We start from the raw sequence: 18,670 nt of genomic DNA, 5'->3' as shown, positions 1-18,670 counted from the left end.
GATATTAACTAGACTATTAAATAAACACAATAATAACTTTAGTTCTTTTTATTTCTAGTTAAGTTCAGCTACACTATATTTTTCCTGTAGCTTTTGTTATCGCCCAACGTAATTCTACTCTGACTTTCCCTTTTTCCCCTATGAACTACCATGGGTATAACCCACCACTTCAAAATCTTTTGATAAAGCTTCTATAAATTCCTTATAATAAGAGCATCTAGATCTTACGCAGGAGGATAAGTGTATTGTATTCACTCCAGCTTCTTTCATCTTTTGTGCCCTTGTCACCACCTGATTTACCGAATCTTCACTGCAACCATTACAGTGCACAAAACTTACTAATTGTGAATCGGTGTCATAATTTTCGAAAGAAGCTCCCTTATTATTAAAAGCTTTAAAACAGCCTGACCCAGAGCATCTTTTAGATACTTCAAAACAATTTATAATTCCAACTTTCTTTTCCATAGTTTCCTCACATATTTCTTTTTCTTACGCTCATGATATCACAAAAGTATTGCTGCTACCATGACCCCTATCACGAAAAACAAATATGAATATAAGCATTTTTTCTCCTTCCATACCATGCAATATTAGTATCTACCTTATATCTTAAATTAGATAGAAGACTTTATAAACTTATCTCTTATATCAATTCTTGTATGCAACAGAGTAATTATAAAATTCCATATTGGTAAAGCATATAAATATACTGCGTATATTAAACATCCAGAGGTTGCTCCAATTGTAGTGATTGGTACAGCACCAGCAATACTCCAGGGAATCAAAGGTGCAATGACAATAGCAGTATTTTCTAATACCATAGCCAACTCCTTCTTATCAGTATATAAGTCACTGCTCATCTGCTCAGTAATAATAACAGCCAGAGTTTGGTTACAGCTGATTCCGCTGAAAAATATTGCTATAACAACAGCCCCACCAAAGGAAGTTATATAGCGAGAAATTTTTTGAATTAAACTCCTCACACCATTTAAAAGCTTAGTCTGTGAAAAAATACCGGAATAAGATGATGAAATGGTAACAATAGCCCCTACCCGAAACATAGATACTAAGCCTCCGCCATTTAGTAGTAATGCTAACCTTGGATTATCAGGAGCCTGATACCCAAAAATCAAACAAGAAATTAGTTTTGAAACTGTAAACCCCTGAATTGTAAGACAAATTATACAACCTGTCAGTATACTTATTCCCATGGCATATTTCACATCAATATGTAAAATAGCTAAAAGCAAAATTAGTATGGCAGGAATAACAGTGATCCACTCCAGATTAAAAGACTTGCTAAACAATTCTGCTGAAGAGGTATCTACAATATTTAAACCACCTGTTTTAGCTGCAAAAACATAAAAAATGCAGGTGAAAATTAGTGGCACAATAGATGTTTTCGTCATGCCTTTTATATTTTCATAAATATCTGTTTTTGTCAGCGCACATACAAGCTGGGCACTTGAGGACATAGGTGAACATCTATCCCCAAAGAAAATACCGGATAATACTGCACCACCTGTAAGCAGAGGGTTAAGTCCTGCAGAATTAGAAAGCATCATACAAATTACTCCCATAGTACTTGCTGTACCAAAGGATGTGCCTGTAAGAAATGACATTACACAACATAGTAAAAATGTACAAAGCACAAATATTCTTGGCTGAATTATGCTAATTGCATGGTAGAGAATAAAAGGTATGGTTCCTCCAGCCCTCCAAACAGCAGTAAGAAGTCCTATAAGTGCAAAGACAATTAGGATAGTTTTCACCTTTGCTACACCTTTCCAAAGCATGCCCATAGTTACTTTTATGGAATTGCCCTCATAAATACTATATCCAGTAAAACAAAATAATCCAAATATTAATGCATACAATATCTGTACTTTTCCAATAATACAAATGCATAATGCAGCTAGGAATATTCCTATGGTTATAATTTCTGCCATTTTATTTCCTCCATAATTAATATTACATTTTTGTTATGTTAGTCTGTATAGAAAGAAAACCCTGGACTAATTAATTAGCCAGGGTCTTCATCCTAAACTATATTTATTTTCTATAAGTTCTCAACGTTTCTTTCATGCTTTCGCTTAATTGTGTTGTAACCTCTACAGTATTTATTTTTCCTGTAAGTTTATGTCTAACAGTTGCTGTCAGGCGATAATTATTGCCTCCCAAATTTTTTGCACCTGTGCTAAGAAGTTCATACTCACTAGGATGTGCTTTCATATATTCAAGAGAAGATATTGATGAACTATCAGAAGTAGTTTCACTTTTAACTGGAGCCGCAGATGATGAACTTGGAGTGGGTACACTCTTCTCTACAGAAGATGGTGATGTTCCAGTGGATGCATTTCCACTTTTATTCCCTGTATCAGCTGATTTTTCTTTACCCTCTGAAGATGTACTTGCACCTTGATCAGTTATAATTATGGAGTCCATCATTTCTTTTACCTCTGTAGGATGTGTAACCATTTCTTTTATCATGGCATTTACAACTTCTGTGTTAGTGCTGTTCCCTGCTGCTTTTAATTTTGTCTGTAAATAAAAATAGGCTCCACCACCTGCAACTGCCAACACTAATACTGGTATAAGTATAAACAACCATATCTTTTTCCTTACTTTTCCCATTTTTCCCCCTTATTAATGCGCTTTATTTAAATAACCGGATTTTATTTATTAAATTATACAATTTAAAAATATCACTTTTTAGGACTTTTGTCCATCCGATAGTTATGAGTATTACCATTTTAGGATTGTTTCTGTAAGTCAATCCATATCTAAAAGCCAAATTAGCATTTATACTAATTTGGCTTTTAGATATACCGCATTTTTAAATTCACCAATTTTTTTTAAAATCATATTATATATATCAATATTAATTGTTTTTGGAGAATCCTATGCAAGTATTTTACACTGTCCGTTCAGGTGACACACTTAATAATATAGCTAGACGCTTTAATATTCCTCTCATCTCTCTTATAAATTCAAACAATCTTACAGCCCCCTATACAATCTATATAGGCCAGCAGTTATCAATGCCTCCTGGTGTAACTACTTATGTTGTAAAACCTGGTGAATCTATTTTCTCTATATCACAAATTTATGGTGTACCTACCAGTATAATCATAGAAGCAAATGGAATTGCCCCACCATATATCATAGTACCTGGACAAATTCTAATTATTCCTCAAGGAGTACCCTATTATATTGTTAGACCAGGTGACACTCTTTATAAAATTGCAGCAAAATATAATGTTATACTTAACGGACAACCAAGGCCTGAACTTATAATAAAAGCAAACCCTGGTCTTACTCCGTCTATAATACCAGGTATGACTATTGCAATTCCATATCCACCGCCTGGTGGTACAGGAAGATTGGCTGTAATATTGAATGACGGTATTGAATCTTACTTGGGACTGTATGAGCCAAATACGGGCAAATTGAGTACTATGTCTATAGATCAAGCAAGTGAAACATCACGGATATTTTGGTCCCCAAATCAGAACCGTATTGCATATGTGGGGAACTCTGGAATCATCTCTATCATAGACTTTACAACAATGAAAGTTTCGAAAATTGATCAGATTACTGTTCCAGGGTTTATTGATTGGGCTCCAGATAGCAAAAGAATCGTTTACTCTGATAATAAAATCATTAGAATCTATGACGTTTTAAATAATACATTCAAAACAATCAATTGCTCAGGAACTTCACACGTTCAATGGTTCCCAAATGGTACTGAACTGCTATATGAGGCAAAGGATAAATCAAATATCAGTCAGCTTTACAAAAACAACTTAGATGGAACCAACGAAACACAAATTACAAATAACACCAATTGGCCTTTGAACAATGTAAGGCTATCTCCAAATGGTAAATTTGTTTTATGGACTACACCTGGTGCCAGCATATCGGAAATTTATACAATGGAACTTGCTACAAGGAACATATATAAAATTCCTGGTGGCCCTGAAGCAAAAAATTACTATCCAACCTGGTCTCCAGATTCAACTAAAATAGCTTATAGTTCAACACAATTTATAAACGGGAAATATTACTCATTAATTAGATTAACTGGAGCAAAAGGGGAAGGTGATTCTACCGTGGCGATTTCCAGCTGTTATTCTACACCTGTAACTTGGTCTCCTGACAGTAGAAAGATTGCTTACTTATCAGGGTGCAGAGATGAATATCGTCCTGTTGAAGTTTGGAGTATAGATATAATAAAATTAGTTCCAATTAATATATTAAGTGGGTTCACCTTTTATAACCTTGATTGGTCTCCTACAAGATAGCGGTAAGTAATCTGATATAAGTTGCCATTAAAGGTTAAGGCTTATTAGATATATAATCATATTTGGTGCAGCCATTGACATTTTGACTGCACTTTTGTTATCCAATTAACAAAAAAATCAAATTATCAATATCAAACTGAATACTTTCGGAACCTCCAATTATTTTTATTTAGCTATAGTTCTATTCTTCATAAGAAATAATAGGAGTTCCATCTTCTATGTTATCAAAAATTATTTTAGCCAAATATAATGGGGCATTTACACATCCATGGCTTCCATTTCGCTTATATATCTCTCCTCCAAAAGAATATCTCCAGCTTGCATCATGTATTCCTATATTTCCGTAAAAAGGCATCCAATAAGTTACTTCAGCTTCATAATTTGGTCCACTTAAAGTTGCACCATTTTGTTTATAATTAAGCATATAAGTTCCAAGCACAGTAGAAGATCCTCTATTAGGGTTTCCTGTTACTACATCACCTTGAGTTATAAGCTTTCCTTCTTTATAAAACCATAAATGCTGTCTTGTTATATTAATTTCTACATAAGTATTGCCTATTTCATCTTCACCTCTAGATAAAGCCTTTTGAATATATATAGGTTCTTTTTTAAGTATTTCACCAAGTTTTATATTTTCTAATAATGCTTTTGTTTCAGCAGAACTATTAATTTTCCATCCATAAAGTCCACCCTTAACCTCTACTACTTTACCTGTAGATGTTTTAAAATTTCTTGCTATTCCAACTGTATCATATTTTTTGCTTAATCCTTGTACATATTCCTTAACTGCTTTTTCATTTATTACCGCTTCTAAATTTTCATCAACACTAAGCCATTCATTTATTATATTCCCGCCTAATATTTCATTTTCATTTCCAAATATATAAGTAATTTTTGTTGATACATACTTATTTAGCAAATTCTTAGTTTTAGAGGTTTTATCAGAACTTAGAGTGTACTTTGGATTTTCGTAACAGAATTTTTCATTTAAATCTAATTTTGTTTCTCCTTCTAATATGCTCATTTTTATGGCTTCATTTAACTTATCTTTATTTATCTTATTTCCATATACTTCTCCAATCACCTCATATGAGCCATTTGAATACTTAAAACTTACATTCTTGGATTCTGTAATAGCTTTATTCAAACAATTTAATTGATTTATTTTATTTTCCAAGTTATCTTTATTGTAAATAAATAAATCATTTACATAATATTTTTGATCCTTTAATAATGAAATAATCCATTTGAATGGATTTTTCCTATGATAAATTTTAGAAATACTATTTTTTTCATTGTATTCCATTCCTATATTTTGTCCTATTATTGCCTCTACTTCCCCGTTTCTCTCCACTAACTGTAGCTTATAATCCTTAATATAACTTCTAATTATATGCTCCGAATCATCATAGGATTTTAATGAGACATCTGCTCCGTTTATTACTGTATTAAAAAAGAAGTGCTTAGTAAAATATACTGAAATAAGTAAATATAGTAGTAAAATTGAAGCCATTAGAATAACAATATTTCCTGTATTCTTACTTTTAAAAAACCTTTCTATATTAATATTCTTCATACCGATTTATACCTTTCATCAAAAATACTTTAATTTGTACATAACAACTAATTTAGAATATGCTTGTATTTTTGATTTTAAAACCAACATTTTGCATATATTCCCAAAATATCTATTATAAGTTATCCCACTCTCATATATTCTTCTTTTATTAACTCCGCAAACTCTGGTTTTTGTTTCGATACATTCATTAAATACATAATTACATTCCCTGGATACTCAATCTTATCCTTTAATTGTGTATATTCTAAAGATCGTCTAATCAATGCTACAACACAATTTTCACTGTGATTTTCATTACAGTCTTTACATAGCCTACATATATTAGCTATTCCACGTGCAATAATTTTCTCATCATAATATTTTAAATCACTTTTAGGGATTAAACTTTCTCCATCATCTATGGAGTATGTCGAATTGCTCTTAATTTTTTTAGCTACATAATCAACAAATCCAATATTACAGATCCTATAATTGCACTGTTCTGTTCCCCTATGGCAACATTCATCACATATTTCTTTAACACTCTTTTCTATATTATTTAAGTATTCCATTTTGTTCGTCTCCTTTTAATACAATTGTTTCAGTTAATTATCACTATTTGGTTTTATAACAACTGTTACTTCTTTTGTGAACTTTTAACTGTTATCTTTAAAAAGACCATAATTCAGAAATATGAATCATGGTCTCTAACATCTCAATATTAAGTGTTTTATTTAAAGTATTATTTTTTCAACAAATAGCCAACCAATGTTTTATTACCTTCTATACATCCGCCGCATCCTGTACCAACTTTAGTAGCTGCTTGCACATCTTCAAAGGACTTAGCACCGTTTTTAACAGCAGCCACTATATCTCCTGCTGTAACCTTAAAACATCCACATACTATTTGATTTTCATCGATTTTTTTTCTAATTATTAATTCATTTACTAGTTCTCTGTTGCCTTCCACACAATGGCCACATCCAGCGCCCACTTTTGTAACAGCTTGTACATCTTCAAAGGATTTAGCACCATTTTTAACTGCATTTTTTAAATCCTGTACAGTGACCTTGTAGCATCCACATACTACTTTATCTTCTTCTTTAGATTTTATAAATTTTGAAATTATTGATTTAAACATCTTCTTTATCTCCTTTGTATATTAAAATAATTAACTGAATTTATCATTGGTTTGTTTGTGTTATATATATATTTACCTTATTTAACTTGGTTCAGTCTCTCAAGTAATTTTTCAACTTCAATTCCATGAACTGCAGCTGCCTGTTCAATACTTTCAGCTTGTGAAGCAGGACATCCAATGCACCCCATTCCAAAATCCATAAGTACCTGTACTGCTTCTGGTCCCATCTTTACTATATCTTTTATTAATGTTTCTTTTTCTACTTTCATTTATATATCTCCTCTCTTTTACTGATACTAATTAGTTAATTACTAATTAGTAATATTATTTCAAAATATAAGGTGTATATTTATACACCAGATAATTTCTTTAATAAACTTATTAAATTATTCTTTTCCTCTGTTGTTAAAACATTAAAAATTTCATTAATATTTTCTACGTGTTTAGGGAAAATATCGTCTATCAATTGCCTGCCTTTTTCTGTAATACTAATTAAGTTAACTCTTCTATCCTTAGGATCAACGCATCTTCTAACTAAGTCTTCCTTAGCTAGATTATCTATGACAACGGTCATATTCCCACCTGTGGCTAAAGCTTTCTCAAGTATTTCACAAATTTTTAAATCTCCTTTGTGATACAACATCTCAAGTACAGCAAACTGAGAAACTGTTAAACCTCCCTCTTTAATTGTCCTTTGTTCTTTTTTACGAACCTTCTGGCTAGCCCTACTTAATACTATTAATGTCTTTAAGTTTAAATCGCTTAATTCTCCATAAGATATTTTTTCCTTACTCATATAAACAATATATTACTAACTAGTAATATTGTCAAGTGTTTTAATTTAATATATTAGTCTTGTTTTTTCATTTCTAAAATTAAAATATGAGAAGTTTGTTCTGATCTTATTGATATATCTTCCTCAATTATTTCCATTCCATCCCTATCGGCTAACAGAATATGATTTATAATGGAACTTCCTTCTATCTGCACTAAATATGCCTGCCTGCCTTCCTTCACTGGAAAACTAATCTCTTTTCCTTTTTCAAGTTCTAGGGAATAAATATTCATATCCTGATTTATTTTTATTGGCGCATTTCCATCTTTACTTGAGACCATATGCAGCCATGTATTCTGCCTATCATTCCAATTAAATTTATAATCTCCGTAATTTGGTTTATAGTTTTTCTTATCTGGTAATATCCATATCTGCAAAAATCTTAATTCTTCTTTTCCTAAATTATGCTCACTATGGTAAACCCCTGTTCCTGCACTCATGTATTGAACATGGCCACGTGTTATAGTGTTTTTATTTCCCATACTATCTCCATGAGTAAGCTCACCGTTAACTACATAAGATATTATTTCCATGTTCCTATGAGGGTGAGTATCGAATCCAGTACCAGCTTCAACTAAATCATCATTTATTACTCTTAAAACTCCAAAGTTCATATTATCTGGATTATAATACTCAGCAAAGGAGAAGTGAAATTTACTTCTTAACCATCCAAGATTGCTACTGCCCATATTTCTACTTTCTATCTTTTTTAACATCCTGTCCCCCTCCTAACTAAATTATTGTTTGTAATTAAACTTAATTTATAAGCAAATATTTTAAGAAATTATTTTCACAACTTATTATTTAATATTTTATATAATTAAATAACTTCATTACTTTTTGTAAGTTACTACAGATTTATTATTACATTTCTATTTTAATTAGTCAAGTAATTTTTGTTGTAAATATTTAAGAATTTTTTCGACTCCTATTTTAAGATAATATAAATAACCTGATTACAAATCTCTTAACTATATTAGGAGATTTGTAATCAGGTTATTTGTGTTACCTCAATTATGTCCATTTTTCTGCCCACTTTTGAATTTCATTCATAGCAGCTTGCAGCTCAGTCCCTTTTTCCGTAAGTTCATACTCTATACGAACAGGGGTTTCTGGATAAACCGTTCTAATAACAATTCCTTCCTTCTCTAATTCCTTAAATCTCTCTGTAAGCATACGAGCGCTCATATTAGGAATTGCTTCTGCTATATCCGAAAAACGCTTATGTCCATTTAATAATGTTCTAATAATCAATCCAGTCCATCTCTTACCTAACAATTCAAAAGCGTTTTCAAATTTTGGGCACATGTGATACTTTTCCATTTTTATTCACCACCTATTCCTATTTTATCATACTAGCTTTATAAACGTAAGTAACTTATTTTATTATACCAAATTCTTCAATTGTGAGGAAGCAGTAAAAGTAAAGTCACAAAATGACACATGGATTACATCTTGTGACTTTTTTCATATTACAATCCATTTACAATATGATTAGGACGTTCACCTTTTAATGCAACAGCAATATTTGACCAGTTTTTCTTGTGCGCTCGGTAAAAATAGCTGGTAGTAATTCCACCGATATGTGGTGAAAAAATAATACGGTTTGCATATTCCTCCGGCAAATTCAAAAGGATGTTATCCCTTGTAGTAGGTTCTGGAGCGACAGTGTCTAAGGCAGCACCCTTAATCTGTCCCGATACAAGTGCATCATAAAGTGCCTGATTGTCAATGATTTCTCCCCGGGCTGTATTAACGATATAGGCAGTTGGTTTCATTTTATTTAGAAATTCACTGTTAATCATTCCTGTAGTTTCCGGGGTCACAGGACAGTGAATACTTATAATATCACAGCTATGTATCATTTCATTCAAATCCATGTAGGATACATTATAATCTTTTTCCACATCAGCTGGCTTTCGAATTTTGGTGTAATAGTATGTCTCACATTCAAATGGCTCAAGTCTTTTTGCAGTTGCCTTTGCAATATCACCGAATCCAATGAGTCCAATTTTACAATCAGCTAGTTCCGTGATGCCTTCCACCATCATTTGTTCCTTAATATATATCTGATTCCCTTCCCTCTCCGTACGATCACCAACGATGATGTTACGAAGCAATGCCAGCATTAAAAGCACTGTCTGCTCTGCTACGGCACCTGCATTTGCACCTTTGCAATTACAGACATATATGCCTCTTTCTTTTGCAGCTTTGCAATCAATGCCATTAAACCCCACACCTTCTGACTGTATTATTTTCAAGTTTGGCATCTGGCGGATAACATTTCCAGAAAGCTTTGCCACAGGATCAATAGCAATAGCATCTGCATCAGCTCCAGCCTGTAACAGCTCTTCGTCACCGGCACCGCGAGGGCAAAAAAACATAGTAGCCTCTCTCACAATATCTAGATTGGGCATATACTTTTTATACCTATCTTCATTTCCAATAATTAAAATTTTCATAATGTACCCCTTTCTATGTTAAGCATTCTATCTTTTATCACTAACTTAATATAGAAATTATACCATATTATTCATAACTATACCCCTGCACTTTATGATCTAATTAATATAATTCCCATGCTGCAGTTGAAAAAAATATAGATGTTATCAGACACATTGTATAATCCTCCAATTGTGGCAACCTTTTTTACTGTAGCATATTATGTACTGATTACTAATTTTAAAATTAGAGATTAGAATACTTTTTTCAAATGAAGGTGAAATAGATGAATCTCAAACCTTTCAAACCAATAATTGACCTACTATCATTTGCCTATTGCAATATTCTCTTTAAAATAACCTATAGAAATAATTCACCGCTCCCAAAATATCCTTTAAAGTTTGACACATCAAGAAACTTTAAAATTGTTCAGTTTGCTGATATTCAGGATGGCCCTAATACAGACCCACGTACTCTTGAACTTATGAACAGAATTTTAGACAAAGAAAAACCCAATCTAGTGGTTTTAACAGGAGATAACATCGATGGAAAGTGCAAAACAGCTGAAGATGTTAAAAAAGCAATAACTAACATTTCAAAGCCTATGGAATCCAGAAATATTCCTTGGGCTGTGGTCTTTGGTAATCATGATGATGAACATTTTATGATGAGCAAAGAACAGATGATGAATTTTTACATGACCTTTAATTATAACGTCAGTCAAATTGGCTTTAAAACAGAAAACAGAGTGGGAAACTATAATTTACTGATACACGGATCATCCTCACAAGCTCCAAAATTTAATGTTTATTTTATAGACTCAGGAAAATATTCCATTTTAGGCGTCTATGACTATATAACCAAGCCGCAAATCTGCTGGTATAAAACTATAGCAAATAATTTAAAAAAGCAGTATAAAAAAACAATACCAGCTATAATGTTTTTTCATATCCCTCTGCAGGAATTCTACACTGCATATAAAACCGGTTATATTGATGGACTGCGCCTGGAATCTGAAAGCACCTCTTCAATCAATACTGGATTATTTGATGCTATTGTGAACACTGGTGATGTTAAGGGTATTTTTGTTGGTCATGATCATAGCAACACCTACACAGCCGCCCTTAATAACATAACGCTTGGCTATGCAGGAAACGTAGGCTATGCAACCTATGGTAATCCTAAACTACAAAAAGGTGCTCGTATTTTCGAAATAAATGAAGCTAATCCCTCAACTATTAATACTCGCATGATATTTTCAGGTGATGTGGGTTTAAATTAAATTTTGAAAAGAGTCTTTCTACAATGACTTTTAAATCATTGAGAAGGACTCTTTTTTATTTTGACGTAACTTATCTAGTTGTTGTGTTATTAAAATTTCCGTTATTCCTTGTATTGCCATTCATCCCTGGAGCGACGTTCATTCTCGGACCACCATTTCCACCTGGACCTCCATTCATTCCAGCACCACCGTTCACCCTTGGCATTGAACCAGTATTTGTTATATTCTGAGCTTCAATTGCCTTGCAGGAAACTAACGACATAGAACAAATAACCAATGCAACAATTATAAATATATTACATACTCTTTTTTGCATACTTTTATAACCTCTTTCTAAGTGATAACTGTGAAAGGTTTCTTTTTGATATAAAGTCATATACATCTTTAAATCCCATGTATGATAAAACTATTAGTAAAGGATATACCGGGTAAATATACCTGGACTTAATTTCCCATAAAATATAGAATCCAATAAACCCTAAAATCACTAAAATTAAAAACACTTCCTCAAAGCTTTTATGTTTTATTCCACTTATCAATCTGATAAAAATAAAGCAGTACATTAGAAAATTCATTACATATAATATCCAAAGCAATCCGCTTCTATATTTTGAATCTCCTTTAAATAAATCCGTAGCAACAGTGGTATAGCTATATACACTCATTATCTTGCCCATTCTCTGACTTCTATTAACTGATCCTTCATCACCAATACCATATCTATCAACTTGATATGTTCCTTCCGTCCAAGTCCATATAATCTTTTTATAATACATTTTTACCAAGTCACCTGAGGTTGCGCTGGATAGCTTATTTTTAATTGATTCCTTAAATAACTCAGTACTTTTTTCTTTGTTATAGTTTCCTTGTCTCTGATATATATTATAGCTTTGCATATTATCCCAAAAACCAAACCTGTCCATATTTATCCCCATATGCAGCCACATATATATTGGTGCAGAATTCTTATTAGCAGATTCATTTACAATATTCTTTCCTTGCAAAAGAACATTTTGAGTCCAACCAGGAATATTAAATAAGGAAGCCATTATGCAAAATGATATTATTACCTTTTTAATTCCGATTTCCTTTATAGTTAGTAAAATGTAAATGCTGGCAGCTATCAGAACAAGAACTCCTATGCTCCTAAAATAGTTGCCGATTGATAAAAGGATTGAAGAAATAATAATATACTTAATAGATTTTTCTTTTACAAATTTTATTGTAAAATATATAGCGACTGTAAGAGTTGCTGTAGCTATAATATCGTTATATATGAAATTACTCATAAATAGTGATGGTATATATATTGCAGCAAATATTAAAACACCATAATCATTTTCCTTTGATTTATAATTTATCTCTTTATATATTAAATAAATCATTAAAGTTGTAACAAGAGAAAATAGTATATTAAAAACTTTTATAACTAGATAGTTATCAGGAAACATGAATAGCAAAGTTTTTAAATATAATACGGTAGAAAAATTAAAAGGAAACATATAAAGATATCCACCTGATTGAAAAGATGAATAATCTTTTCTATACAGCATGTCCAAAGCTAGTGAAAGTACCGTTTGAGAGTCAGCTGTAGGTAATACAGTAAATGCGAATATAATAACTATTTGAATGACAAAGGAAAATAGCAACGTTACAGGAATTACAATTTTTTTACTATACTTATTAAGTTTTAAGCACAATTTATATAAAGCTATGCTTAATAGAATTATTAACACTATAAGTAAAATAAAAATGCCAAGCTTTTGTTTTTCTAGTATAGGGTTATCACCATATAAAGAATAATTATACTGAGCCCTAATAAAAAATGACGATCCGATGAAAAGTGCTATAAAAAAAGTAAATATTAAATATATTGTTTTCTTAATTAATTCTAACATATGAAAACTCCTCTGTTGAAATTATTTGATATGTCTATTTTAAATTATGATTTTCACCGTTTTTTCACAACTTTATGAACAATTTATTAAGTTTTTTATAAAATTGCTTAATGATGGGATCATGAGATGAGGAAATGGACAAAACCAGTGTATTTATAAAAATCATTTAAAAAAGACGATATCTCAAAAAATTGAGCTATCGCCTTTTTCTATTTTTCAAAGCTTCAAATGTTATATTTTAGATATTATACAAATATCATTGTCTGCGATATCCACTCCTATGTTTTCGCATATCAAATAAATATTCGATAAACCAATAATCAATAAATTTCCTCTCTTTAACTAATTGCAAAATTTCATCCTTACTTGCCCATTTTACTGATTGAACTTCTTCATATTGTAATGTTAAATCTTTTATCTCTATTTCTCGTTCAACAAGATAATAATCATCAAAACCTACTTCAAAGTTTATAGTAAAAAATGGTCGTTCATCTGATAAATCAATTTCATAACCTATTTCTTCAAACATTTCTCTTTCAGCGGCTTCTATGCTTGTTTCACCAGACACAGCACATCCGCCAACAGTTACATCCCACATATTCGGCCATCCTTTTTTCCATGGTTGCCGTTGTTGAATAAGCATTTCATTTTTTGAATTAAAAATGCAAACATGAATTACAAGGTGAAAATCGCCTTTATAAAATTCACTGCCCCGTTCCATTGTTCTGCCAGTTAAGTTTCTGTTTTTATCATAAATATCCCACAGTTCCATCATAATTTACCTCACAAAATAATGCCATTTAATTTTTTTCTACCAAATATCATTTATAATTATATCATCTACATGAAATAATTTTCTTGCTATAGCCTATTTATTTTTAATAGATTCAATATACTTATCTCCCCAAATTCTAAACTCTTCTAATACTGGATTGAATGCCTTACCTAAGTCAGTTAGTGAATACTCAACCTTAGGTGGAATTTCCGAATAAACATGTCGGCTAACCAATCGGAAGTCTTCTAGCATTCTTAATTGTTTTGTTAATGTAGCCTGTGTTATATCATCCATTCTTCTTTGTAATTCTCCATAGCGCAGTGGTCCTTCATTCAGATGATACATAATTAAAATTGACCATTTTCCCGAAAACACCTTTTGTGCTGTGAAATATGGGCATTTGCCAAAAAGACTATCCTTGTTCTCCATCAAATCTCCTTTTTTAGTATCCATTTAGATACTTACCTCATACAAAAATCGTACTTGTTATTCTACTTGTACATGATATTATTATCATGTATTAAATTTTAACATACATATAGGGGAGGATCAATAATTATGAAAAAAGCATTAGAGTTTTTACAAGAAAGCGGCACTTTTTATTTAGCAACTAACGAAGGTGATCAACCAAGAGTTAGACCATTTGGTGCTGTCTTTGAATATGAAGGGAAGTTATACATTGTAACAAACAATACTAAAAGTTGTTTTAAACAAATGATGGAAAATCCTAAAGTTGAAATCTCTAGTATGAATAAAAACGGACAATGGATTCGTATAACTGGAGAAGTTGCAAATGATGATAGACGTGAAGTAAAGGAAGTTGCACTTGAGGCTGCTCCAATGCTAAAGTCTATGTACAACGTTGATGATGGAATTTTCGCGGTTTTATACTTTACTAAAGGAACAGCTACTATTTCTTCCTTTACTGCGGAACCAGAAACATTCTCACTATAGCATATGTAAATCATTACCACCATTAAATCAAGATATTTCTTCTACAAAAGCCATTTCAACTTATGAAAGATTGAAATGGCCTTTTATTGTTCAACAAAAAAGGTACAAATTTAAAATATATTTATTTTTCTTGTAGCTGCCACATAATACTTCTTTCCTTCATACCCCCAACTATCATGTGATAGTTCTATAACAGTATAATCATATTTACTTACTTGCAAAATTGTCGATAATTTTTATAAAACAGTGAATAATGTCGATTTCTATGTTACAATTTATATAGTATTGGTCATGGGAGGAGAATCATGGAACTAAAGAAAAGAAACTATATAGATGGTGAAACACAAGACCCAACTTATTTAGGCATACAACCAACTAAAAATATTTTGACTTGTGATGGTGAAAATAAAGTTTTATGCAATCGTGCTGAATTTTGTATTAGTTTAATTGATAATGGAGAATTACTCGTTAATATATGGAACTTAGATGGAATATTATTAAAGTTTAATAATTATGGTCAAAGAAAGACTGGATATGTGGAAGAAGAAGTTTTGGGCAAAGGATGGATAAATAAGATTCTCCCTGAAAATCATATACCAGGATTAAATGAAATGTTTAATGTTATGAAAGGTGGTAAAATCCCACCAGTAACTGAATGTAAACTATACTGTAAAGATGGAAGAGATTTAGATATAATGTGGTCAAACTATCTTATGCGTGATGCTAAGGGAAATCCATATCTTGCTGTATCAGTAGGGATGGACATAACAGAGTTAAAGAACACAACTAAAAGATTAACGGAAAGTTATAAGGAATTACAAACAATAAACAACAAACTAGAATCAGCTCAACAACAACTACAAGATCAATTAGAGCAGCAAAATAAAATAGCATATTATGATGAACTTACATCATTACCTAATAGATCACTTCTTTTGCAACAACTATCTTCTGCAATAACATCAGCTAAGTTAACTGATTCCAAAATTGCTTTACTTTTTATGGATTTAGATAATTTTAAAGATGTAAATGACACTTTAGGTCATAATAATGGAGATGAATTATTAAAGGTCATTGGAGGACTATTTTCTAAATTTGCTAGTTATAATGTAGCTGCTGCAAGATTTGGCGGCGATGAATTTGTATTACTGATTAAAAATATAGAAGATAAAAGTGTGGTTGTAAGTTTGTGTAATGAAGTTATTGAACAGTTCAAGAAGCCAGTATGTGTTAATAATAGAGAATTTTATATAAGTATAAGTATAGGTGCGGCAATCTATCCTAAAGATGGACAAGATGAATATACTTTATTAAAAAATGCTGATATTGCCATGTATAATGCTAAAGAACAAATTGGAAATAGATTCATTCTTTTCGATGATAAAATGAATCAACGGATACTTGAAAAGTTAGACATAGAAAATGGACTTAGACGTGCATTAAAGAATAATGAATTTATTATATTCTATCAGCCACAAGTAAATATTAATTATAATAAGATAGTAGGATTAGAAGCACTAATTAGGTGGAACCACCCAACTCAAGGTTTAATTCCTCCTTTTAAATTCATACCTGTGGCAGAAGAAACAGGATTAATTGTAGAAATTGGGGAATGGGTTTTAAGAAAAGTCTGTGAACAATTTGTTATATGGGAGAACAATAGAATTGCACCAAAACGTATGTCAGTTAATATATCAGCAAAACAGTTTGAGCAAAATGAATTTATTGACATCGTAGAAAAAATAATATCAGAAACGAAGATGAACCCTAAGTGTCTGGAACTAGAAATTACAGAAAGTATTGCAATGAAAAATCTTGATTATACAATAAAAGTAATAAATGACCTAAAAAGACTTAATATTAATACCTCATTGGACGATTTTGGCACAGGCTTTTCATCACTTAACTATTTAATGAGATTACCTATAAATACATTGAAGATAGATAAATCTTTTTTGGATAATATAGTATTAAATTCAAATGAGGAACTAATTGCAAAAACTATTATAAAGTTAGCAAAAAAAATGAAACTTGATGTAGTAGCTGAAGGTGTTGAGACACCAGATCAGCTTAATTTTCTAAAAAAACAAAAGTGTAACATAGCACAAGGGTATTTATTTAGCAAGCCTATACCTTCAAAGGAGGTTGAAGATATGCTGATAGCAAAGAGGATATTCATATGCAGGGATGACTTCACCTACATATAAAAATATAATTGGTAAAAAACTAACAGCTAATAACCTTAATTAACTGCTAGTTTTTTATTGTTACCCTCTATTTTTGCGCTTGGATGAAGTAAAACTCGAATCAGATGGGGTAAAAGAGTCCCCATCTGAATTAAGATTTTGCTTCAACTACACTGTTCTACATCCTTTAGGCCTTTAGCAAACCCCATTTGTGAAAAGGAATATACAGCTAGTGCCGCCCATATAAAACCAAAGCTTACCATATCCATAACTGTGAATCCTTCATGATACACAAAAATTCCAATAAGCAGACTTATGGTTGGTGAAATGTATTGAGTAAAGCCAAGCACTGACATAGGTAACCTTTTGGCTCCACTTGAAAAAAGTAGCAGCGGAATAGCTGTAACTACACCAGATCCCATAAGTAGAAAAATAACTACTGCACCTTCTGTCCCAAAAGCACCCACTCCGCTAAAATGCCTTAGTCCTATGTATCCTAGAGCAATAGGGGTAAGCATAGTTGTTTCAAGAGTTAGTCCAACTATAGAATTAGCCTTAACGGACTTCTTTATTGCACCATATAATCCAAAGGAAATAGCTAACCCTAAGGAAATCCACGGAATTCTACCATATTGTAAGGTTTTGATTATGACACCAATAGAAGCAATAGAAAGCGCAATTCCTTGCCAAAGACTGAGCTTTTCCTTGAAAATCAACACTCCCAAAGCCACTGCGAATAATGGATTAATATAATAACCTAGGCTTGCATCTACAATCTTATCTGAGTTAACAGCCCAAATATATAATCCCCAGTTAACGGCAATGAGAATTGATGCAATAAAGATATAAAGCATTTGTTTCCTATCCTTCGCTATACGTTTCAACTCTCCCCATTGTTTAGTTACTGCAACAACTGCAACCGTGAATACAAAGGCCCACACAATACGATTAGACAAAATCTCTATTGAAAATACACTATTTATCAACTTCCAGTATATAGGCAAGATTCCCCATAATACATATGCAGCAACAGCATATATTAAACCAGCGTTTTTTTCGTTACTCATTTAATCTCCCCCTTTTCTACACTTATTTTTCACTTTTAAAAATATATGCAATATCTATTGGTTATTTCTTGAACCTCCTGTTTCCCCTTTCCTTTATAAATCCCATTTTTTTATTATACAATAAATTTCTCATAATAGTTAGTGTTCTAAGACCATTTCTTTATTTTTAAGAAAAGATGCTAAATATTAATCAATGAAGCATATAAGATTTGACCTAACCAACTAGCC

At 31.6% G+C, this 18,670-nt stretch carries 20 protein-coding genes; 4 read left to right on the top strand and 16 right to left on the bottom strand.

Annotated elements, in window-relative coordinates; translation table 11 throughout:
• Positions 1-138: 138 nt before the first annotated feature.
• From CLMAG_RS19825 to CLMAG_RS19815, 3 genes are all read right to left on the bottom strand, one after another.
• A complete protein-coding gene (locus tag CLMAG_RS19825) occupies positions 139-465 on the bottom strand; it encodes a CGGC domain-containing protein (protein WP_066626619.1) in 327 nt (108 codons plus the stop codon).
• Between the two features lie 149 nt (positions 466-614).
• Positions 615-1,949 carry a Na+/H+ antiporter NhaC family protein gene (locus CLMAG_RS19820; RefSeq protein ID WP_066626617.1) on the bottom strand — a complete coding sequence of 445 codons (1,335 nt, stop codon included), beginning with the start codon at positions 1,947-1,949 and terminating at the stop codon, positions 615-617.
• Positions 1,950-2,052: 103 nt separating this feature from the next.
• Positions 2,053-2,634, bottom strand: coding sequence for a flagellar basal body-associated FliL family protein (locus tag CLMAG_RS19815; protein WP_066626615.1), 582 nt, complete (start codon positions 2,632-2,634; stop codon positions 2,053-2,055).
• Positions 2,635-2,903: 269 nt separating this feature from the next.
• Between CLMAG_RS19815 and CLMAG_RS19810 the strand changes: the two genes are divergently transcribed.
• Positions 2,904-4,304, top strand: a complete 1,401-nt coding sequence (locus tag CLMAG_RS19810) for a LysM peptidoglycan-binding domain-containing protein (RefSeq protein ID WP_066626611.1) — start codon at positions 2,904-2,906, stop codon at positions 4,302-4,304.
• A 181-nt stretch (positions 4,305-4,485) separates the two neighbouring features.
• Here the strand turns inward: CLMAG_RS19810 and CLMAG_RS19805 are convergent, their stop codons facing one another.
• The 8 genes from CLMAG_RS19805 to CLMAG_RS19770 all read right to left on the bottom strand — a co-directional run bounded on the left by CLMAG_RS19805 (position 4,486) and on the right by CLMAG_RS19770 (position 10,300).
• Positions 4,486-5,880, bottom strand: coding sequence for a L,D-transpeptidase family protein (locus tag CLMAG_RS19805; RefSeq protein ID WP_066626609.1), 1,395 nt, complete (start codon positions 5,878-5,880; stop codon positions 4,486-4,488).
• Between the two features lie 122 nt (positions 5,881-6,002).
• Positions 6,003-6,434, bottom strand: a complete 432-nt coding sequence (locus CLMAG_RS19800; protein WP_066626607.1) for a hypothetical protein — start codon at positions 6,432-6,434, stop codon at positions 6,003-6,005.
• A 170-nt stretch (positions 6,435-6,604) separates the two neighbouring features.
• Positions 6,605-7,003, bottom strand: coding sequence for a (2Fe-2S)-binding protein (locus tag CLMAG_RS19795; protein ID WP_066626605.1), 399 nt, complete (start codon positions 7,001-7,003; stop codon positions 6,605-6,607).
• Between the two features lie 77 nt (positions 7,004-7,080).
• A complete protein-coding gene (locus CLMAG_RS19790; protein WP_066626603.1) occupies positions 7,081-7,272 on the bottom strand; it encodes a DUF1858 domain-containing protein in 192 nt (63 codons plus the stop codon).
• An 80-nt stretch (positions 7,273-7,352) separates the two neighbouring features.
• Entirely contained in the window at positions 7,353-7,799 is a 447-nt protein-coding gene (locus CLMAG_RS19785) for a MarR family winged helix-turn-helix transcriptional regulator (protein ID WP_066626601.1), read from the bottom strand.
• Between the two features lie 53 nt (positions 7,800-7,852).
• Positions 7,853-8,554 carry a pirin family protein gene (locus CLMAG_RS19780; protein ID WP_066626599.1) on the bottom strand — a complete coding sequence of 234 codons (702 nt, stop codon included), beginning with the start codon at positions 8,552-8,554 and terminating at the stop codon, positions 7,853-7,855.
• A 298-nt stretch (positions 8,555-8,852) separates the two neighbouring features.
• Complete coding sequence (locus CLMAG_RS19775) at positions 8,853-9,161, bottom strand: winged helix-turn-helix transcriptional regulator (protein WP_066626597.1); 309 nt, start codon at positions 9,159-9,161, stop codon at positions 8,853-8,855.
• 149 nt (positions 9,162-9,310) lie between these two features.
• On the bottom strand, positions 9,311-10,300 hold the full coding sequence (locus CLMAG_RS19770) for an NAD(P)-dependent oxidoreductase (RefSeq protein WP_066626595.1): 990 nt from the start codon (positions 10,298-10,300) through the stop codon (positions 9,311-9,313).
• Positions 10,301-10,566: 266 nt separating this feature from the next.
• Between CLMAG_RS19770 and CLMAG_RS19765 the strand changes: the two genes are divergently transcribed.
• Positions 10,567-11,562 (top strand): metallophosphoesterase family protein, encoded by a 996-nt coding sequence (locus CLMAG_RS19765; protein ID WP_082832012.1) that lies wholly within the window; start codon positions 10,567-10,569, stop codon positions 11,560-11,562.
• A 70-nt stretch (positions 11,563-11,632) separates the two neighbouring features.
• Here the strand turns inward: CLMAG_RS19765 and CLMAG_RS19760 are convergent, their stop codons facing one another.
• From CLMAG_RS19760 to CLMAG_RS19745, 4 genes are all read right to left on the bottom strand, one after another.
• A complete protein-coding gene (locus CLMAG_RS19760) occupies positions 11,633-11,878 on the bottom strand; it encodes a hypothetical protein (protein WP_066626593.1) in 246 nt (81 codons plus the stop codon).
• 4 nt (positions 11,879-11,882) lie between these two features.
• Positions 11,883-13,460, bottom strand: a complete 1,578-nt coding sequence (locus CLMAG_RS19755) for a glycosyltransferase family 39 protein (protein ID WP_066626591.1) — start codon at positions 13,458-13,460, stop codon at positions 11,883-11,885.
• A 256-nt stretch (positions 13,461-13,716) separates the two neighbouring features.
• Positions 13,717-14,235 carry an NUDIX hydrolase gene (locus CLMAG_RS19750; RefSeq protein ID WP_066626589.1) on the bottom strand — a complete coding sequence of 173 codons (519 nt, stop codon included), beginning with the start codon at positions 14,233-14,235 and terminating at the stop codon, positions 13,717-13,719.
• A gap of 93 nt (positions 14,236-14,328) precedes the next feature.
• On the bottom strand, positions 14,329-14,664 hold the full coding sequence (locus CLMAG_RS19745; protein WP_066627038.1) for a winged helix-turn-helix transcriptional regulator: 336 nt from the start codon (positions 14,662-14,664) through the stop codon (positions 14,329-14,331).
• A 129-nt stretch (positions 14,665-14,793) separates the two neighbouring features.
• Between CLMAG_RS19745 and CLMAG_RS19740 the strand changes: the two genes are divergently transcribed.
• Positions 14,794-15,189 carry a pyridoxamine 5'-phosphate oxidase family protein gene (locus CLMAG_RS19740; RefSeq protein ID WP_066626587.1) on the top strand — a complete coding sequence of 132 codons (396 nt, stop codon included), beginning with the start codon at positions 14,794-14,796 and terminating at the stop codon, positions 15,187-15,189.
• A gap of 305 nt (positions 15,190-15,494) precedes the next feature.
• Positions 15,495-17,396, top strand: a complete 1,902-nt coding sequence (locus tag CLMAG_RS19735; protein ID WP_066626585.1) for a sensor domain-containing protein — start codon at positions 15,495-15,497, stop codon at positions 17,394-17,396.
• Positions 17,397-17,539: 143 nt separating this feature from the next.
• On the opposite strand, the gene rarD is transcribed toward CLMAG_RS19735, so the two are convergent.
• The gene (gene rarD, locus CLMAG_RS19730) at positions 17,540-18,442 is read right to left on the bottom strand and encodes an EamA family transporter RarD (RefSeq protein ID WP_066626583.1); all 903 of its coding nucleotides are present in this window, start codon (positions 18,440-18,442) and stop codon (positions 17,540-17,542) included.
• Between the last annotated feature and the right edge of the window lie 228 nt (positions 18,443-18,670).

Origin of the sequence: Clostridium magnum DSM 2767, from assembly GCF_001623875.1 — a bacterium.
In the GTDB taxonomy this organism is placed as follows: Bacteria; Bacillota; Clostridia; order Clostridiales; family Clostridiaceae; genus Clostridium_AM; species Clostridium_AM magnum.
This window is presented reverse-complemented; position numbering and strand designations above follow the sequence as displayed.